Raw genomic sequence first — 18,420 nt, forward strand, 5'->3', positions numbered from 1 at the left:
CCGTTCGGGCCGGCAAGCAAAACCAAACGGTTGATCCATAGAGTCATTTGAATTGAAGGAGCGCCGTTGATGGCCGTCGGCTCACCGGTCTAAAGACCGACCAGCCGCCTGACATCGTCGGGCGAGGCGCCCGCCTTACGCTGGGCGGCAAGGCCGGTATCGCCAAGACTCTTCGACAGTTTTCGTCCATCCGGGCCGAGGATCAGGCGATGGTGAAAATAGGCCGGCTGCGGCAGGCCAAGCAGTTGCTGAAGCAGCCGCTGCACGCTGGTCGCGGAATAAAGGTCCTGGCCGCGCACGACATGGCTGACGCCCTGCAGCGCGTCGTCCATGGTGACCGCGAGGTGATAGCTGGTCGGGATTTCGCGGCGCGCCACGACCACGTCGCCCCAATCCTGCGGATGGGCTTCGACACGACGCGCCTCGGAGAGCGTCTCGTCCGTGTATTCGGCCCATGTCAGGTCCCTGCCGACCCGCGCCATTGCCGCATCGACGTCTAGCCGCCAGGCAAATGGTGCACCTTCGACGATGCGCCGCTTACGCTCGCTCGCCGGCAGCGCCTTGTCGGCGGCGGGATAGAGCGGCACGCCGTCCGGGTCGCGAGGCCAGTCGCGGCCGCGCTTTTCGCTGTCGGTGATGAAGGCGCGGATCTCACTTCTGCTCATGAAGGCTGGATAGACAAGCTCTTCCTCGATCAGCCGCTCGAGCATAGCCCGATATTCGGCAAAGTGCTCGGACTGGCGGCGCACCGGTTCCTCCCAGCCAAGCCCCAGCCATTTCAGGTCGCGAAAAATGCCCGCCTCGAATTCCGGCGTGCAGCGTGTCGTGTCGATGTCCTCGATGCGCAGCAGCAGGCGTCCGCCCGCCGCCTTGGCCATTTTCTGGTTGAGCAGCGCCGAATAGGCGTGGCCGAGATGCAATTCGCCATTCGGGCTCGGCGCGAAGCGGAATGTCAGCAGTGTCATTGTCCGGCGGCAATCGGGTTGTGCGGCAGTTTCGCCAATTGCTACTTTGCGCCGGCAGCGTCGCGCGTCCAGAGGGGCGCGCAACGGAGCGTGCGGCACTTTTGATTTTGGAACAAGCAGACATGCAACGCATCGCCAGTCTCGACGACATTGCGCAAGGGCTGGACGCGCTGTGCCTGCTCGATCCGCGCCTGGACAAGGTGCGCGGCATGGCCGGCGAGGTGCCGCTCAGGCTGTCGGAGCCGGGCTTCAGAAGCCTTGCCTCGATCGTCGTTTCGCAACAAGTGTCCCGCGCGAGCGCCGATGCGATCTTCGGCCGGCTGACGAAACTGCTCGATCCGCTGACGCCACAGGCGATACTAGCCGCCGATGAGGCGGTCTTCCGCGAGGTCGGGCTGTCGCGGCCCAAGCAGCGCGGCCTGATTGCCGTCGCCCAGGCGGTGGCCGACGGGCTCGACCTCGATCACCTCTGCCAGCTCGATGCGACGGAGGCGATCGCAGCCATGACCAAGGTGCCAGGCATCGGCCCGTGGACGGCTGAAGTCTACCTTTTGTTTGCCGCCGGACACCCAGATATCTTTCCGGCGCGCGACGTTGCTTTGCAGAGCGCGGTCGGCCATGCGCTCGGCATCGACCCGCGTCCGCCGGAGAAAATGCTGATCCAGCTTGCCGAATCATGGCGCCCGTGGCGCGGTGTCGCATCGCGGCTTTTCTGGGCTTATTATCGCGAATTGAAGGGCAGGGATGCCGCGCCTCCGGCCTGAATCCGCAAAAAAGCATTGAAATCATGCGTTTTTGAGACCCGGCATGATCGACAATCCGCTTCACATCCCTGTCATGTCGGGCTTACAGTATCCGCGTCGACCGGTTCTAGGGTGAAGGAGGTCAACGACGTGACGGTTGCCGTATCTCCGGATGGGCTTCCAGCGCTGGTGCTGAATGCGGATTACCGTCCGCTCAGCTATTACCCCCTGTCGCTCTGGTCCTGGCAGGATGCCATCAAGGCGGTGTTCCTCGAGAGGGTGAACATCGTCGCCGAATACGAACACGCCGTCTCTTCGCCGACCTTTTCGATGAAGCTGCCGAGTGTCGTCAGCCTGAAGGCCTACGTGAAGCCGTCGAGGCATCCGGCGTTTACCCGGTTCAACGTCTTCCTGCGCGACCGTTTCCAGTGCCAATATTGCGGCACGCCGGACGATCTGACGTTCGACCATGTCATTCCGCGCCATCGCGGCGGCGCCACGACCTGGGAGAATGTCGTCGCTGCCTGCTCGCCCTGCAATCTGAGGAAGGGCGGCATGATGCCGGCCCACGCCAAGATGTGGCCGCTGCAGAAGCCCTACCAGCCGACGGTGCATGATTTGCATAATAACGGCCGGCTGTTCCCGCCCAACCATCTGCACGAAAGCTGGATGGATTATCTGTACTGGGATGTCGAACTGGAGCCTTGAGATCATCCGATAATTCGGGAGGCTGGCCGTCTGAAGCGATTTTCTGCGCTTCCGGCCTTCGCCGGCCGAAGCATTTATGAGCGGTCGTGGTGTGGTAGTTAAGGCTACGGCTGGCGTAGGCCGGTGCTCACGTACTTTAGTACGCTCCGCTCCGGTTCTCGATAATCACTTGATACGACTCAGCCTGCCGAATTCTTGAATAATCTCGCGTCGGCGCAAGGGTGAACCGCTCAATCGCGGGCAAAGGCGCTGCGGAAGGCTACGACTGCCAGGACAAAGCTGGCGATGGCGTTCCAGCCGGCCAAGGACAGGCCGAGGATGCGGAGCGCCGCCTTGTCGCAGGAGGGCGGGACGAATTTGTCGAGCGCGTCGAGCACGCCCTTGCCGCCGGTGTCCACCGGTCCGGCGGCTGCGGTGCAATCGGTCGGGCCCGGCCACCACGCCCATTCGACGCCGGAGTGATAAACGCTGAGATAGAGGCCGTAGAGCATCAGCAGGCCGCCAATGGCCAGCAGGCCACGGCTTATCCAGGCGGGCGCCTTAAGGGCCGACGCAAGCACCGCCAGCAGCATCAAGGGCACGCCGGCATAGTAAGGGGTGCGCTGCTCGAGGCAGAGCTTGCAAGGGATGTAGCCGCCAACATACTGGAAGGCCAGCGCCGAGCCGACTGTGGCGGCCATGGCGACGGCGAGGAACAGGGCGGTGCGCAGCCGCTGGCGTCCGGTATCGGCATTCACGGTCGCTGTCATCGGACTCAGTCCATTCGGTTCGATGCCGTTCAGACGGCGTATTTGACGACGATATAGAGCAAAATCAGGGCAGCGGCGCCGGCGCCCGCAATGTGGCCAAGGCGCTTTTCGATGAAGTGGCGGATCGGCTCGCCATAGCGGCGCAAGAGCCAGGCGAGAAACAGGAAGCGAGCTCCGCGCGCAACGATTGCCAGCACGATGAACAGCAGCAAAGGAACGCCGATGACGCCGGACAGGATTGTCACCACCTTGATCGGCGGCAGATGGGCGAGGCCGGAGGTGACCAGCATCAGGATGATGAAGCCAACACCCGACGAGACGCGCATCGCCTCGAACTCGTCATATTTGCCGTAAAATTCGAGGATCGGCCGCGCCACCGCGTCATAGGCGTAGTGCCCGATGAACCAGCCGGCGATGCCGCCCAGCACCGAGGCGACGGTGGCGACCAGCGCGTAACGATAGGCGCGATCCGGCCGCGAAAGCGCCATCGGCAGATAGAGCACGTCGGCCGGCACCAGGAACACCGAGCTCTCGACGAAGGCGATGAAGGCCAGCCACCATTCGGCCGATTTGCTGGCCGCCAGCGACAAGGTCCAGTCGTAAAGTCCGCGAAGCATCGGCACTCCTAATGCACGCCCAAACCGGTAGTGGTCTTGGGTCACGACATGTACAAACAAGACTTGGAAGCGCGCCGTATCAATCTCGTCGGACAAGGTGCGCTTCAATGACATGCGCCGCCTGTCTAGAAAGATTTTCCGCGCTGCACAATGGCAGCTGCTTCACGAAATCGAAAGGCTGAGGCTTGAGCGAGCCCAGATGTCGGGATTTGGCCAGTTGACGACCAGGCCATGGCATCGAGCACCTGCCCGCCTGAAGTGCGTCAAGGCAATATCTAATAAATCGTGGGTTTTCCCGTCGAACACGATCCGTGTTTAAATACGGCGATTTTTGTCACATCCTGTCTTTCCATCCGCCCTTTGCGCCGCCATGACGTTCTCCGATTTCATTTACCGCCCCTTTGAGACGCTCATCCGTCCGCTGGATATTCCACCCGGGCCGCTGCCAGCGAGCGGGCCGTTTGCGCTGCTCCTGCATTTCGCGAGGATGTTCCGCGGCACTCTTGCGGCCATTACCGTCTTGATGATGGCGATCGAGGGGATCAACCTTGCGACGATCTGGGGGGCCTCGTTCGTCGTCGACGGGGTGAGCGCGAAGGGCGCGGCGGTTTTCCTGCACGAGGACTGGCCGACGCTGGTCGTGCTCGGCGTGCTGGTTTTCCCCGTGCTGCCGTTGCTCATCTTCCTGGGCAATGCGCTGAACTCGCAGACCGTGGCCGTATGCATGCCGGCGGCGATGCAATGGCAGGGCCACAAGGCGGTGGAACGCCAGGACCTTGCCTTCTTCCACGATCTCTTCGCAGGTCAGGTTGCGTCGCGCATTTCGCAAGTCGCATCCGCGGTGCAGCAGCAGATCGTCGTGGCCTTTTACAGAATACCGCTATTTCTGGTGCAGCTCGTCGGTTCGCTCGTTCTGCTTGGCGCGGTATCCTGGCCGCTGGCGCTTCCGGTGTTCGTCTGGATCGCCGCCAACATCGCCATTGCGGTGGTGGCGGTGCCCCAATATTCCGAACGCTCGCGCCGCTCGACGCGGGGGCGCAGCCTTGTTGTCGGCGCCATGACCGACCTCTACAGCAACATCCAGATGGTCAAGCTGTTTGCGGCGGAAGACAGCGAGGCGGGCGCAATGCGCACCGTCATGGAAAACGCCATCGAGACCCAGCAGCGCGAAAGGCGCATCTATCTGACGACCGACGTGGGCGTCGTCCTGCTCAATGTTGCGCTCTTTCTCACCAACGTTGCCATAGGGCTCTGGGGATTTGTCGCCGGCTTTGTCACGATTGGCCAGTTCGCCGCATCGATCGCCATCGTTCAGCGGCTCAATGCCAACTCCCGTGCCTTCCTGCAGATGGGCCAGCAGATTTTCCAGGCGGTGGGCACCATCCGCGACGCAATGCCGGTCGTGACGACGCCGCCGACTACAAAAGACGCGCCGAACGCCAACCCGCTCGACGTCACGGCCGGCGAAGTCGAGTTCAAGAACATCCAGTTCGAATACCGCGAGGGCCAAAGGGTGATCGAAGACCTGTCGCTCGCCGTGCGCGCAGGCGAGAAGGTCGGGCTCGTCGGCCTCTCCGGGGCCGGCAAGTCGACCCTTGTCAGCCTGCTCCTAAGGTTCTTCGAGCTGAAGGGCGGCGCGATCCTGATCGATGGACAGGATCTCCGCAGCGTGACCCAGGCCAGCCTTCGGGAGAGCATCGGCGTCGTCACCCAGGACGTCTCGCTGCTGCATCGCTCCGTCGGCGACAACATCCGCTACGGCCGGCCCGATGCCCCGCCGGAGGCGTTGGAGCACGCCGCGATGCTGGCCGAGGCCGACGGCTTCATCGCCGATCTCAGAGATGCTGAAGGCCGCACCGGCTACGACGCTTTCGTCGGCGATCGCGGCGTGAAGCTTTCCGGCGGCCAGCGCCAACGCGTCGCGATCGCCCGGGTGTTGCTCAAGGATGCGCCAATCCTGGTTCTCGATGAGGCGACGTCCGCACTGGACAGCGAAGCCGAGGCGGCGGTCCAGTCCAAGCTCGCGGTTCTGATGGAGGGCAAGACCGTGATCGCCATCGCCCATCGCCTGTCGACCATTGCCAGGATGGACCGGATCGTCGTCCTCGACAAAGGCCGCATCGTCGAGGAGGGAAAAACCATCGGCGCTGTTGGAACGCGACGGGCTCTATGCCCGACTGTGGAAGCGTCAGACCGGCGGCTACATTGCCGACGCCATCGAGGAGATGTGAGCCGCCCTCGGTGATGATGTTTTGCTCATGGCCGGCTCGACACATTCTGCTTTCACTCCAGAAACCGGAATTGGCTGAACTCGTTTCCACCGTAGCGTTCGGAAGCCGATCATGAGCGAAGCCACAGTCCCGAACTCCCGTGCTGCCATTCTCGAGCGGCGATCTGCCGGCGTGCTGACATGGTCCGGCCCCGCCTTGATGTTGTTCGCGCGCTCGGCGTTCGCTGTTGCCGCGCAGGGCCTGGTTGCGGCCATTTATGCAGCGCACGGTTCGGCAACGCCCTGGCGCGACGCAGGGGCTTGGCTGCCGGCATACGGCAGTTTGATCGACGCGGGCTGCCTTGGTCTCCTGTGGTGGCTTGCACGGGCGCGAGGGCATCACGCTGCTCGATTTTATCAGCTTCGATCGCAAACGCTTGGGGCGCGATCTGTTGTTGGGCGTCGCGCTCATCCTCCCGAGCCTCGTTTTCATCTACGGTGGGATCATCGCCAGCAGCCTGTTGGTCTACGGCAACCCTGATGCACTGCAAATATACGGACCTTTGCCGCTCTTGCCTGCGCTTTACGGGGTGCTGATCTTTCCGTTGGTCTGGGGCATTACGGAGCAGACCACCTATAACGGCTATCTTCTGCCGCGTTTCCAAGTCTTGTCGGGAAGCACGGGATTTGCCGTTGCCGTCGTAGCGTTTTCCTGGTCGTTTCAGCACGCCGTGATGCCGCTGACGTTCGACCCACACTTCATGCTCTACCGGCTCTTGGCGCCTATCGCCCATTCGACATTCATCACCCTCGTGTACCTGCGCGTGCGCCGCATCCTGCCGCTGGCGACGGCGCATTGGCTCATGGATGGGGTGTCAACATTCATCGGCATTCTGTGGCCGCTGTTGAGGTAGAAGGGTTCAAACGGGCTGAGATGCCCACTATGGACCGAAGCCTCCGATCGACGAAATCGAAAGCCTGGGCTTGGGCTAGATAGGGTCTCGGGAATTGGCCAGTTGACGAACAGGCCTCCAACCGTATAGTCCGCGCCCATCCAGGCCGCCCGGCCTGAGCCCCTATGGCGGAATTGGTAGACGCGCTCGACTCAAAATCAGGTAGCGTCTACCTCCCGCGCATAGCGCAATACCGATGTGTTTCAATAGGTTAGGAGTACGCCGCTTCTCAATTCTCGCTCTTTCGGCTTTTACCTAGGTGCAGCATGAGAGCGTTGAGAGATCAACAAGTTAGTGCTTTGCGGGTGTGGTGAAACTGGTAGACGCGCTGGATTCAAAATCCAGTTCCGAAAGGAGTGTCGGTTCGAGCCCGACCACCCGCACCATCTTCTCAAATCTCGTTGTCAAGGTTGTGGCGGAGGCTGGCTGCCTTGGCTCCATTCCTAATGCGGATCTAAAACGCGCAGGCGGAGTTTAAACTCACCGGTACATACATCGGCTATATGGGCTTCTCCTCAAGCTCGTCATGCCCAAAAGAATTACTTCCCAGGTGCGGCTCGATATCTGAAGCTTGGCCATCCTATCCCACATGCTTGCCCTCAAGTTCGCACCCTGAGCGCCCGCTCCAGCCTGTCGGCAATCTGTGTGACGATGTAGGCAATCACCATGTAGATCACGACGGCAATCACGAAGGCTTCGAGGTAGTAGTAGTTCAGCGCGGCAGTCAACTGGGACTGGGCGAAGATATCAACAACCTCGATGGCGAATCCGAGAGAAAGCGCCTTCATGATGACCATCATCGAAGTCGTCAGGTCGGGAATTGCAGTGAGGACCACTTGGGGAAATAGGATCCGTCGGAACAGTTGGCCGTCCGTATAGCCGAGCGAATGGGCGGCATCCGACTGACCGGTGTCGAAGGCATTCAGGGCTCCCTTGATAATCTCCGATTGGAACGCGGCGACGCAGCCGGTAATCGCAACGACAAGGATGACCCAATTGGGGGTTTCGTGGGCGTTGAAGTTGATCCCGAGCAATGAGAACAGGAACTGGAATGCGGGCGGCAGACCGAAATAGGCGAGGAAAATCACGATGACCATCGGAACGCCCTTGAAGACGATCTTGTAAGTCATGATGAGCTCTCGCAGCACCGGCACCCGTCTGTATTCGATAAGCGCGAATATGCTGCCGACTATCGTCGACAGGACGAAAATCATGAGCGCCATTCCAATCGTCACGGGTACGGCACTCAGAATTTCCTGCGTGTCCTGGAGCAAAATATCGGTATCAAACATGGTCGGATTACCCTTACGTCAGACGCTCGCGAGGAGCTCGTTCTTGATCGGAGTTGTTGTCGTCGCCTCAGGCGCTTGCATCGGTGATCGAAGCTCGAAGAAGCGCACGATGAGCCATGCGACCAGGCACATCAGCGAATAGATGACCGCCAGGACGAGGTAGGTTTCGAACTGGAACTGGTTGTAGTCGCGCTCCATGATCAGATGCGCGGTCGCCATGACGTCGGCCGCCCCGATGTACATGACCAGCGCAACGTTATGGATCAGGTAGATGATGGAGTTCCCATAGCCCGGCAAAGCGAAGTGCACCGCCTGAGGACCCACGACGCGAGTAATTTTCTGTCGGAACGTATATCCAAGGCTGTCGGCCGCATCGTGCTGGCCGCGATCGACGGCCAGGTATGCAGGCCGCATGACTTCCGACAGATAGCCGCCGTGGTAGAGGCTCAACCCCACCATGGCAGCCATCGTCGCCGAAATAAAATCTTTGGCGCCGAATAGGATCACCAACAGCGGAAGCCCATAAAACGCGACGAACAACTGCAGTACGACAGGAACACTGCGGGCATAGGACACGTAGAGGTCCACCAGGTGACTGATGACTGGCACTCTGCGGACCCGGAGGGTTGTCGCGATGAGAGCCAGGCAGAACCCGGAAATGAGGGCTGTAAACGTGATGGCGAGCGTCAGCGGCAGTGCCGAGAGCAACTCGGGAATCATAGCAGATACATCCACTTTGAAACGCTCCTTCTTGCAATTCAGCCTTGCCGCTGACTAGCGAATATGGTCGTCGACGGCCGTGCTATTTCATGTACTGGACGATGCCCTCGCCGAACCACTTCTGCGAGAGCTTTTCGATCGTGCCGTCGTCTTTCAATTCCTTGAGAACCTTGTTCACATCGTCGGCCAGAACCTTGTTCTCGTCAGATCTGTGTATCAGCATGTAGGTGTTGTTGCTGAACACTGGTTCGGACGCCACGATATCGAGTTTCTTTTGCTCGATGACGGTCTGCTCACCGAGATTCGACGGCAGGACGAGAGCGTCGAACTTGCCATTCTGAACTTCGTCAAGCCGGTTCGGGTAGGGGATACCGGCACTCGACGCCGTAACATCGAGCTTGTATTGCGGGTTTTCTTTCTGCCAATTCATGATGAACTTGTAGGTTCCACCGCCGGCAGTGGTCGGAACGATCCTCTTGCCGACCAGGTCTTTCATTTCCTTGATGCCGCTGTCTTTCTTGCTGTAAATCTTCATCAGGCTGGCGCCCATGGGATTTTCCGGAATGAGGAACTGCTTGGCGCGCTCGGGGGACTTGTAGTAGCCACCCACCGCGATGTCGTACTTGCCCGTGGCGAGGCCAGTTTCCTGCGCGATATCCGAGACACCTTCCATCTCGAACTTGTATTGCGGCAGCTTTGCGTTGATCGCCCTCAGGAGATCGGGCTCATAGCCTTGCGGCTCGACGCCGATCGCGCCCCATGCCAGCGGCTTGGATTCGGCAGATGTCGCGATCTTGATCGTCCGGACCGTTTCGCCGTGACTGATCCCCAAGGTTGCAAGGGCGATTGCGATGCCGCCGGCAACAGCCAAGGCAGCGCGGCGGGACAAACTGGATGTGATTGCAGACATTTCTTAGGTTCCCTTCTTGTTGAGCTATTGAAAAGCGAGTTCCGACTGCAGGAATTGAGCAAGTCGCGGGCTGGAAGGTGCATCGAAGATTTCAGCCGGGCTGCCATCGGCGGCAACCACGCCACGATCCATGAAGACGATCCGGTTGGAGATGTTCTTTGCGAATTGCATCTCGTGGGTCACAAGCAGCGAAGTGATCCCTGACGAGGTGACATCCTTGATCACCTTTAGAACTTCACCGACGAGCTCGGGATCCAGCGATGACGTAGGCTCATCGAAGAGTATCACGTCGGGGCGAACCGCCAAGGCGCGCGCGATGCCGGTGCGCTGGAGTTGGCCGCCCGACAGTTGGGAGGGATAGCTATCTCGCTTCGGGGCGAGGCCGACCCGCTCGAGCTCCCGCAAGGCGATCTCCCGCGCCTCATCTGGGGACTTGCGCTGCACGACGACCAGGGGATCCATCACGTTCTGCAGGACCGTCATGTTCTTGAAGACGTTGAATTGCTGAAAGACCATCGCCGTTCGCAACCGGATCGCCTGGACAGCGGCCTTGTCGGCACGCTGGTAATCCATCCGAATCTGATCGAACGCGATGGTTCCTGAGGACGGCTTGGCAAGGTAGTTGATGCATTTCAGCAACGTGGTCTTGCCGGTGCCGCTGGGGCCGATGATCGACACCACGTCACCCCGCTTTACCGAGAGATTGACGCCGTTCAGGACCTGCGTGCTTCCGTAAGACAGCTTTACATCTTTGAGTTCAAGCATTGCTGGTTGGCCCTTCGGAAAGTGTGAGACGGACTGCTTTGACGGTATGCGACGTCATCACCCGCTCTCCGCATGGCCCAGAACGTGCATCAGCCGGTTTGCCCAGCCGAAGATCGATATGGCGTGGATCAGGTCGATGATCTCGCGGTCGTCCATGCCGACTGATCGCAGCGCGGCGATATCGTCTGCGGTCGCTTCCGACGGCGCCGCCGACAGGCGGCGGGCAAAGTTGTAGATTGCCGCATCGCGCGACCCAAGCTTTTCAGGTTTGTCGAGATACAGCGCCGTGACCACTTCATCGCTCTTGGTCAGTTCTGCATGCCTGCGGGCGTGAACGACGGCACAGAATTTGCAGCCATTGACGATCGAGGCACCCAATGCGCCAAGCTCGCGGTCGGGACGGGCAAGCCCGCCCTCGACGTACATGATCGCGTTGAACAACACCGTGCGGGCAAGATAACTCTCGGGATCATGCACAAGGGTGCGCACATATTCCGAAACTTTCTTGGCCGATGGCGTAACCTTCATCGCTTCGAGCTGTTCTGGCGTTGCCTCCGATAGCTCGACCGGTGCGATATAGGGATGCCAATTCAGCGGCTTCAGGCGCACCGAGGAAATCATGCCGACCTCATCAATCGCAAACCGGTCGCGACCCGGGTCTGGAAGTTGATGAAGGCAATCAATTCGGAGAGCGCGACGATCTGGGGATTGTTCAATCCGGCTTGGGCGAGCAGGGCAATGTGGCTCGCCTCCGCCTTTTTCGGCGTCAGGGTGATCAGGTCAACATGTCGGGCGATGGTCGCCAGGGGTTCATTCAAATCCGTTTCCCCCCGGGCCAAGGCCAGAAGCTGCTCCGTGGGACCAAGCTGAGCCAGTTGCACATCATATTCGGCCATCAGGACGGGATCGGCGTTGAGGGCCGCCATGCGCCGGGCCAGAGCGACCCGCAAATTCGGCGCCAGCCCCTGATCGTTTGCCGGGTGCAGCACCGAGAGGCGACATTCCTCGGCCCCTCGCACGAATTCGGGCCGAAACCGCCGTGCAGCGAAAAGGGCATCGTCCGGTGAAAGACCCGCTGCCTTGTCCATTGCGTCGATCACAGTGCGGCCTCCTTGTGCAACAAGGGTGTTGAATCGACCCACTCGTCGCCCAGAAGTTCGGGCGTATCGTAGGCGATCAGATTGGCGAAGTGGGTTTCGACATCTTCGGCAAACAGCGATGCGGCGATGCCGCGGACCAGACGGTCGGCACCGGCGCTGACGGCTGGGATATCGCCGGAGACCTTGCCGTGGGTCAGCATGGCGGCGTCGTTGAAGCAGTGGATATGCGACAGCATCGGGCAGGAACCGGGAACGCGTTCGCGAAATTCGAAGGCGGGACCAAGATCCGGCGCGTCCGACATGCCTGCACGCGGCAGTCCCATATCCGGCTTATATCGGCCATCCGACCAGGTGCGGATATGTGGCGCGATTGCTGCAAATTCCGGGCGGCCGTTGAAGTCGTTTGAAAAGCCGGTTGCCGCGATCAGGAAGTCGTAGCGCATCCGCCCCTGCGTGGTTTCGATCAGCAGGCCTCCCGCATCTTCCGAGACCGCGACGATGCCGCAGTCGAGAAAGAACCGGGCATTGGGGTGGCGAGAAACGCGAAGCGTCGATGAACGCGGCGGCGGCGTCTGGGTTGAGGCGGTGTAGTCGAAGAACTTCCATTTCCAGGTATCGGGCAATTGATGCATCCCGAGCACAACACCCGGACTGCCGATGCCGGTCAGCTTGTTGATGCGCGGCATCTCCTTGCGCCGGATCAACATGTCGACTGAGCCGGCGCCCGCCTCGAGTGCGGTTGCGGCATTGTCCATGGACGAGGCACCGGCGCCGATGACAGCCACGCGCTTACCTTTCAGCGCGTCGAAATCGATGTCGTCGGCAGAATGGGCCCAATACGCGCGATCGATGCCCTCGAGGAAATGGGGCACGGCAAAACCGCCGAGACCAGACCGGCCTGTGGCCAGAACGAGATGGCGGGTGAGAACCCGACCGGTTTCCGCGCCCTCGACATCAATCGCAATCAGATCACCGACCGGTGCGACGGCCGTCATGCGCACGCTGTTGCGCACTGGCAGAGCAAGAACCTTGCGGTACCAGATCAGGTAATCCATCCACTGGCTCTTGGGAATTTTGTCCAGCAACCGCCAGGCCTCAACGCCCCATTGCGCTGTGAACCAGGCGCGGAACGTCAGCTGCGGCAGGCCGAGCGACGGCCCGTGCAGCGTCTTCGGCGACCGGAGCGTTTGCATGCGGGCAAACGTCACCCATGGCCCTTCGAGCCCGGCCGGAGCCGCATCATAGGCGACGATGTTGGTAATCCCGGTCAGTACCAGCTTTGCCGTGGCCGCAAGCCCGCACATGCCGGCGCCAATCACCACGACGTCACGGACAGGCATGCCATCGTGCGACCGCGCGGGAACCCATGGTTTGGCGGGCAGTTCGAGAAAGTCGAGATCCTGCGCAAGCTGTGCTTCGAGCGCGGCAAGACCTGTCGACATTGGTGCGCTGGGGGTATGCTTCATATTCCCGTTCCGTGATTTGTGCCGGATGCAGGATCGGCTACCAATTGGCCAGCCAGGGTCGGATCGAGTTTCTTGAAGCCGACGATCGAGCGTTCAGCCACCGCCTCGACCGCATCCATCAACGCCTGCGCGACCGGACGAAGGGGGCGTCTTTCGGCAGCCACAACGCCCCAATAAAAAAGAACGGTCGCGTCGATCGGGCGGATGGCGACCCCAGGCAAGGCCACGCCATAGGCGGTGAGGGGATCGATGACAGCGGCAACGCCGGTCCGGCGCACAAGCTGCAACGCGCCATACGCAGTATTCGTCCGGATCACTGGCCCGGTGTCGATGCCCCTGGCCGCCAATGCCTTGGAGACATGCAACTGAAAACGCAGCGGGTTGAGCAACGTGGCGACGCGGCGACCGGCAAAGGCGGAAAGCGGTATGACATCAAGTTCAGCAAGCGGATCGTCCTCCCGCACGGCCGCAACATCCGGTGCCGAATAGAGCCGCAGGACATCCAGACCGGGCGTATCGAGCGGCAGGCTTGAAAAACCGATCTCGGCACGTCCGCTGCGCACTTCCTGCGCGACGATCGAGGGAAGAAACTGTCCGAGATGCGTCTCGTGAGGAAGCTCGGCACCTTGGAGCTCGGCCAGGGCCGTCGGGATCAAGCCGGTGCCAATCGCCGAGGTTGTGACAATCTGCAGGATCCGCCCCCGGCCGGCGGCGATCATCTTCGCCCGCGCTGCAAGTTCGGTGAAAGACATCAGCAAGCGCCGCGCTTCTTCTTCGAATGCCACACCTTCCTCGGACAACTGCACCCGTCGGCCGATCCGATGCAGCAATTCGAAGCCAAGTTCGGCCTCGAGCTCCTGAATGGTGCGTGTCACCGAAGGTTGGGAACGCCCGAGCATGTCAGCCGCCTTGGTGATGCTGCCGCTGGCAGCAACCGCAAGGAAGGTCTGAAGGTCCCGAGTTTCCATATTATTCCTACATGTGAAATCCGTATGATTGACATCGTCTCATTCATTTTCGATATATGTCAAGCGGAAACTAATGTTCATTGCGGCTTTGGGTTATTTGCCGGCTTCAGGGCTGGAATCCCGATCGAAGGGGCGACGAGGACGGCAGACGCGGCTCCAACCTGCGAATCTCCTGATGAAAAACGTTCAGGTCACGACGGCAAGGATTCGCGAACTACAAAACCCACGACAGGAGGAATATTATGCGCGTGAGTATTCTGGGCGCTGGAGCGATTGCTTATGGCCTCGCCGCCTATTTGGCGGAATCGGGGCATTCGCCAACGCTCTGGTCACCATCGGGACAGCGAACCAGGGCGCTGGCTACCGGCGAATTATTGAAAGCGACGGGGGATATCGCGGCGGCGGTACCGGTGCGCATCGCCAAGGATTGTAAGGATGCCGTCGCCAGCGCGGACGTGGTGGTGATCGCGCTTCCAGCTTACGGCCACAAGATGGTGATGGATGCCGCCGTCCCTCATCTGAAAGATGGTATTCCGGTCATCGCCAGTTCGCACAGTTCGTTCGGGGCGCTGTATCTCTCCAAGCGGTTGGCCGAACGCAAGGTCAGGTTGCCGATCGTCGTTTGGGGCACAACACTGCTGACCGGTCGCCAGCTTGGACCAACCGAAGTCCATGTCACTTCCATTCGCCAGAAGCTTGATGTTGCGACGCTGCCTTTCGATGCGCTCGACCAAGGGTACAAGCTTTGCACGGCCTTGTTCGGCGATCGTTTCGTCAAGCGCGATGGTCTGCTGGCAATTGCGCTCAGCAACCTCAATCCGCAGAACCATCTGGGAATTGCCCTTCTCAATCTCACACGCATGGAGAAGGCCGAGCAATGGAGCCAGGGGGGAAACGTCACTCCTGCCGTTGGTCGCTTTATCGAAGCTCTGGATGCCGAACGATTGGCCATAGCTGCCCATTTCGGTATCGCGGTTCGTACCGTCCAGGAACATTTTTCATTGTCGTTCCACGTCCCCATGAGCACTGTTTCGGAAATGAACCAGGCGATGGACAGCCAAGGCCGTGGCGGGTTTGGCCCGACAACTATCGAGAGCCGCTATATTCTCGAAGATGTTCCGTTCGGCCTGCTACCGACTGCCGTTCTGGGGAAGATCAGCGGAAATCCGGCGACACTCCATGAATCCGGCATTTCCATCTTGTCGGCGGCTTATGGCCGGAATCTCAAGGGAGATAATGATATTCTTCCTGCGCTCGGCATCGAGGAAATGACAAAGTCGGATCTTGAAACCCTTTGCCGCAAGGGGTTTTAACAGCTTCCAGTGCGCTGTAGCCCAGCTGCAGTGAATATTCTGCCAGCCCGGCATCGGCAGAGTCCTTGGCCGCAAGCAGCGTCTCGGCCCGATCAGGAAGGATGATTGAAGCGACGAGCGCGTTGCGCGATCAGGGCCCTATCAATCGGTGTTGGGTGGCATAGGCCTCATTGCCAACCATTGCTCATGCGACATCGTTGGCAGGTCAAACTGGTGGCGGGTGGTCGAATAACCGTGTCCACCCATTCTGCCGACGGCGTCTAGCGCGAGTTGATCGATATAGAAACGCTCTTGGTCAACAAGATCCTCACGAATGTGCATCCGCATAACTTGACCAAGGACAATCTCGCGCGACTTACCCAGGCCAAGCGTCAAATGTCGGCGGCATTCGAAGGCTATAGGCGCTTCGAAAATGTAGGGGCATTGGACCGTCTCACCGGGCGCAGGCGTCAGCCCGGCCTCGGCCAGTTCGTCAATGTGGGAAGGAAATGGGACGGCACAGACGTTCATGGCGTCAACCAGCGCATGGTCCACGATGTTGACTGTGAATTCCTCAGTCAGTCGGATGTTGAGCGTCGTATCCTTGAAGGACATGTCATTATGGTTCTCCACACCCAGGGCTAGGATTGGGGGATCGGCCGAGAGGCAATTGAAGAAGCTGTAGGGCGCAGCATTGACAGTCCCGTCGGGGTGTCGTGTGGTCACCAGAGCGATTGGCCGAGGCACCACTGCCCCGATCAGCAGCTTGTAGCGTTCGCGTGCCGAGATGCGGGCGAAGTCGATGCTCACGTGGCTCCGCTGCCCCACCGGCTCGGGCTGGGGGTTGAGCATTATATCCTCCTGAATTTTGCCAAGCTGCTTGAGAGTTGGTTACCCTGCCTGAGCGTATGTGCTCAGGATGGAGCGAACGTCGGGCTCAGTTTGATCGCTGATTTGCGCCCGAGCCTCGAGTGCCTCGAGATGGTGTTCCATCGCATGCATGGCGCGCTCGGGGTTGTGTTGGCGCAGCGCCTGAATGATTTCGACGTGTTCGTCGACGCCGCACTGATCGGAGTGCGGACGGCTGTACAAGGCTAGGATCAGCGAACAGCGCGATACAATCTCGCTGACATAACGGGTCAGCGGCTTCGATCCCGTGAGTTCGGCCAGCAGAATGTGGAATTCGCCCGCCAGCCGTATCGATAATGGTCCGCTCGTGTTTACTGCGTCCCTTTCAAGTTTGACGTGGGCCTCAAGTGCCGCAAATTGAGCGGGTGTGATCTTTCGCGAAAGCCGGTCCACTACCTCGCGCTCCAGGCAGCGTCGTAGGGAAAATATATCTAACGCTTCCTCGAGCGTCGGTTCGGCGACGCAGGCTCCGCGATTATTTCTCACCTCCACCAGGCCTTCGGCACTCAGTCGGACAAGCGCGTTTCGTACGCTGGTCCGGCTAACGCCGAACTGCTCGCCGATCGCGTCTTCGGGCAATTTCATACCGGGGCGAAGCGCCTGCTCAATGATGGCGCGACGCAGCGACAAGTAGACATTTTCGGCTCGACTCGATTTGGTCATCGCATCCCCCTAAGCTCCCGCAACTTATCGATCAAGACATATTTTTGTCAATATGGGATACGATTTATCTTGAAATAGGTATACAATTATGCGGTAGTTGCGTACACGGAGCTGCAGGCGGCCGTCGCCGTGCCGCAGACGATAGGCTGCCTCTGGGAGGAGCGCCCGCATGACAACCAATTTGTTGATTAGAAATGTGCGCCCGATGGCTGGCGCCAATGTCGATATTCTTATTGAAAATGGCCGCATTACCCGCGTCGAGCCGGAGCTTTTACCTTTGGGCGGGCTGGTGGAGGACGGCGGAGGTCGCATCGTCGTTCCGGGCTTGGTGGAAGCGCACACCCACCTCGATAAATCGATGATCGGAATGGCGTGGTATCGAAATGAAGTCGGCCCTCGCTTGATAGACAAGATCGACACCGAGCGTGAAGCCAAGATCCGCTTGGGTATCGATCCGGTCCGCCAGTCTCGTCGACAGGCGCTTGCCTCAGTGGCGCAAGGCACCACCCATATTCGTAGTCACGTCGATATCGACACCGTGCACGGCCTTGCCGGTGTAGAGGGCGTCATGCGCACTCGTGACGAGCTACGAGACCTCGTCGATATTGAGATCGTCGCCTTTCCTCAAAGCGGTATGATGATCCGGCCTGGCACTGTCGAACTTATGCGACGGGCGTTGGAAATGGGCGCCGAGGTGGTCGGCGGGCTGGACCCTGCTGGGGTTGATCGCGATCCCAAAGGGCACCTCGATGCAATTTTCGACCTCGCTCAACGCTTTGGCCGGCCCATAGATATCCATTTGCACGAAGCGGGAGAGCTTGGCGCCTTTTCGCTCGAGCTCATCATCGAACGCACCCGTGCACTCGGCATGCAGGGAAGGGTGGCAGTCAGCCATGCCTTCTGTCTCGGCATGCACGATGCCCACTATGTCGGCCGACTAATCGACGAGTTGGCGGAGCTTTCGATCCATATTCTTACCACCGGGCCGGCATCGCAGCCGTCGCCTCCGGTCGCCAAATTGCGCTCTGCTGGAGTGGTCGTCGGCGCCGGAAATGACGGCATCCGTGACATCTGGGGACCTTACGGCAGTGGTGACATGCTGGAACGCGCCATGTTTGTCGGCTTGCGCAACAATTTTCGCCGCGACGATGAACTCGAATGGGCCCTCGACGTCTGCACGCGCGGCGGTGCTGGAGTTCTTGCGCTGGAAAGGTACGGACTCATGCCCGGCTGCTGGGGGGACATGGTTTTGGTGGAAGGCGAGACACTCGCCGATGCGGTCGTGTCCCACCGGCCGCGCGCGTTGGTCGTCAAGCGCGGCAAGATCGCCGCGCGAGCCGGGGTTGCGGTGCAGACCTGACCTGCGCCAGTGAGCACAAAATCTTATATCA

Annotated in this window: 19 protein-coding genes, 1 tRNA gene and 1 pseudogene; 8 read left to right on the forward strand and 13 right to left on the reverse strand. The window is 60.1% G+C overall.

What is annotated here, in order from left to right:
• Window positions 1–89: 89 nt before the first annotated feature.
• Window positions 90–965, reverse strand: coding sequence for a tRNA glutamyl-Q(34) synthetase GluQRS (gene gluQRS / locus NKJ09_RS21205; protein WP_352495608.1), 876 nt, complete (start codon window positions 963–965; stop codon window positions 90–92).
• Between the two features lie 122 nt (window positions 966–1,087).
• Between gluQRS and NKJ09_RS21210 the strand changes: the two genes are divergently transcribed.
• Together NKJ09_RS21210 and NKJ09_RS21215 are read left to right on the forward strand one after the other, a co-directional pair.
• On the forward strand, window positions 1,088–1,729 hold the full coding sequence (locus NKJ09_RS21210; RefSeq protein WP_352495607.1) for a DNA-3-methyladenine glycosylase family protein: 642 nt from the start codon (window positions 1,088–1,090) through the stop codon (window positions 1,727–1,729).
• A 129-nt stretch (window positions 1,730–1,858) separates the two neighbouring features.
• Window positions 1,859–2,416 carry an HNH endonuclease gene (locus tag NKJ09_RS21215; RefSeq protein WP_023677956.1) on the forward strand — a complete coding sequence of 186 codons (558 nt, stop codon included), beginning with the start codon at window positions 1,859–1,861 and terminating at the stop codon, window positions 2,414–2,416.
• A 230-nt stretch (window positions 2,417–2,646) separates the two neighbouring features.
• Here the strand turns inward: NKJ09_RS21215 and NKJ09_RS21220 are convergent, their stop codons facing one another.
• A complete protein-coding gene (locus NKJ09_RS21220) occupies window positions 2,647–3,165 on the reverse strand; it encodes a disulfide bond formation protein B (RefSeq protein ID WP_352495606.1) in 519 nt (172 codons plus the stop codon).
• Window positions 3,166–3,194: 29 nt separating this feature from the next.
• Window positions 3,195–3,782 carry a YqaA family protein gene (locus NKJ09_RS21225; RefSeq protein ID WP_352483530.1) on the reverse strand — a complete coding sequence of 196 codons (588 nt, stop codon included), beginning with the start codon at window positions 3,780–3,782 and terminating at the stop codon, window positions 3,195–3,197.
• A 370-nt stretch (window positions 3,783–4,152) separates the two neighbouring features.
• Between NKJ09_RS21225 and NKJ09_RS21230 the strand changes: the two are divergent.
• The 3 genes and pseudogenes from NKJ09_RS21230 to NKJ09_RS21240 all read left to right on the forward strand — a co-directional run bounded on the left by NKJ09_RS21230 (window position 4,153) and on the right by NKJ09_RS21240 (window position 7,330).
• Window positions 4,153–6,013: pseudogene (locus tag NKJ09_RS21230) on the forward strand (ABC transporter ATP-binding protein).
• A gap of 358 nt (window positions 6,014–6,371) precedes the next feature.
• Complete coding sequence (locus tag NKJ09_RS21235; RefSeq protein ID WP_352495605.1) at window positions 6,372–6,905, forward strand: CPBP family glutamic-type intramembrane protease; 534 nt, start codon at window positions 6,372–6,374, stop codon at window positions 6,903–6,905.
• Between the two features lie 340 nt (window positions 6,906–7,245).
• Window positions 7,246–7,330: transfer RNA gene (locus tag NKJ09_RS21240), tRNA-Leu, on the forward strand.
• Window positions 7,331–7,543: 213 nt separating this feature from the next.
• On the opposite strand, the gene NKJ09_RS21245 is transcribed toward NKJ09_RS21240, so the two are convergent.
• The 8 genes from NKJ09_RS21245 to NKJ09_RS21280 form a co-directional block, all read right to left on the reverse strand.
• Window positions 7,544–8,236 carry an amino acid ABC transporter permease gene (locus NKJ09_RS21245; RefSeq protein ID WP_352763421.1) on the reverse strand — a complete coding sequence of 231 codons (693 nt, stop codon included), beginning with the start codon at window positions 8,234–8,236 and terminating at the stop codon, window positions 7,544–7,546.
• 18 nt (window positions 8,237–8,254) lie between these two features.
• The gene (locus NKJ09_RS21250; protein WP_352499137.1) at window positions 8,255–8,971 is read right to left on the reverse strand and encodes an amino acid ABC transporter permease; all 717 of its coding nucleotides are present in this window, start codon (window positions 8,969–8,971) and stop codon (window positions 8,255–8,257) included.
• A gap of 67 nt (window positions 8,972–9,038) precedes the next feature.
• The gene (locus NKJ09_RS21255; protein WP_352663538.1) at window positions 9,039–9,866 is read right to left on the reverse strand and encodes a transporter substrate-binding domain-containing protein; all 828 of its coding nucleotides are present in this window, start codon (window positions 9,864–9,866) and stop codon (window positions 9,039–9,041) included.
• A 24-nt stretch (window positions 9,867–9,890) separates the two neighbouring features.
• Entirely contained in the window at window positions 9,891–10,631 is a 741-nt protein-coding gene (locus tag NKJ09_RS21260; RefSeq protein WP_352763424.1) for an amino acid ABC transporter ATP-binding protein, read from the reverse strand.
• A gap of 57 nt (window positions 10,632–10,688) precedes the next feature.
• Window positions 10,689–11,252 carry a peroxidase-related enzyme gene (locus NKJ09_RS21265; protein WP_352763426.1) on the reverse strand — a complete coding sequence of 188 codons (564 nt, stop codon included), beginning with the start codon at window positions 11,250–11,252 and terminating at the stop codon, window positions 10,689–10,691.
• Complete coding sequence (locus NKJ09_RS21270) at window positions 11,249–11,731, reverse strand: CMD domain-containing protein (protein WP_352763429.1); 483 nt, start codon at window positions 11,729–11,731, stop codon at window positions 11,249–11,251. The genes NKJ09_RS21265 and NKJ09_RS21270 overlap by 4 nt, the downstream gene beginning before the upstream one ends.
• On the reverse strand, window positions 11,728–13,197 hold the full coding sequence (locus tag NKJ09_RS21275) for an NAD(P)-binding domain-containing protein (protein ID WP_352763431.1): 1,470 nt from the start codon (window positions 13,195–13,197) through the stop codon (window positions 11,728–11,730). The genes NKJ09_RS21270 and NKJ09_RS21275 overlap by 4 nt, the downstream gene beginning before the upstream one ends.
• On the reverse strand, window positions 13,194–14,096 hold the full coding sequence (locus NKJ09_RS21280; protein WP_352763485.1) for a LysR family transcriptional regulator: 903 nt from the start codon (window positions 14,094–14,096) through the stop codon (window positions 13,194–13,196). Before NKJ09_RS21280 ends, NKJ09_RS21275 begins: the two co-directional genes overlap by 4 nt.
• Here NKJ09_RS21280 and NKJ09_RS21285 point away from each other — a divergent pair.
• Complete coding sequence (locus NKJ09_RS21285; protein WP_352763487.1) at window positions 14,019–14,417, forward strand: hypothetical protein; 399 nt, start codon at window positions 14,019–14,021, stop codon at window positions 14,415–14,417. The two genes, NKJ09_RS21280 and NKJ09_RS21285, sit on opposite strands and share 78 nt — an antisense overlap.
• Entirely contained in the window at window positions 14,408–15,478 is a 1,071-nt protein-coding gene (locus NKJ09_RS21290) for an NAD/NADP octopine/nopaline dehydrogenase family protein (protein ID WP_352763434.1), read from the forward strand. Before NKJ09_RS21285 ends, NKJ09_RS21290 begins: the two co-directional genes overlap by 10 nt.
• A 141-nt stretch (window positions 15,479–15,619) precedes the next feature.
• Here the strand turns inward: NKJ09_RS21290 and NKJ09_RS21295 are convergent, their stop codons facing one another.
• Both NKJ09_RS21295 and NKJ09_RS21300 read right to left on the reverse strand, forming a co-directional pair.
• On the reverse strand, window positions 15,620–16,309 hold the full coding sequence (locus tag NKJ09_RS21295; RefSeq protein ID WP_352763436.1) for a flavin reductase family protein: 690 nt from the start codon (window positions 16,307–16,309) through the stop codon (window positions 15,620–15,622).
• A 39-nt stretch (window positions 16,310–16,348) separates the two neighbouring features.
• Window positions 16,349–17,029, reverse strand: coding sequence for a GntR family transcriptional regulator (locus NKJ09_RS21300; protein WP_352763438.1), 681 nt, complete (start codon window positions 17,027–17,029; stop codon window positions 16,349–16,351).
• A 169-nt stretch (window positions 17,030–17,198) separates the two neighbouring features.
• Between NKJ09_RS21300 and NKJ09_RS21305 the strand changes: the two genes are divergently transcribed.
• Complete coding sequence (locus NKJ09_RS21305; protein WP_352763440.1) at window positions 17,199–18,389, forward strand: amidohydrolase family protein; 1,191 nt, start codon at window positions 17,199–17,201, stop codon at window positions 18,387–18,389.
• The last annotated feature ends 31 nt before the right edge of the window (window positions 18,390–18,420 follow it).

Origin of the sequence: Mesorhizobium sp. M0189, from assembly GCF_040322135.1 — a bacterium.
Classification (GTDB): Bacteria; Pseudomonadota; Alphaproteobacteria; order Rhizobiales; family Rhizobiaceae; genus Mesorhizobium.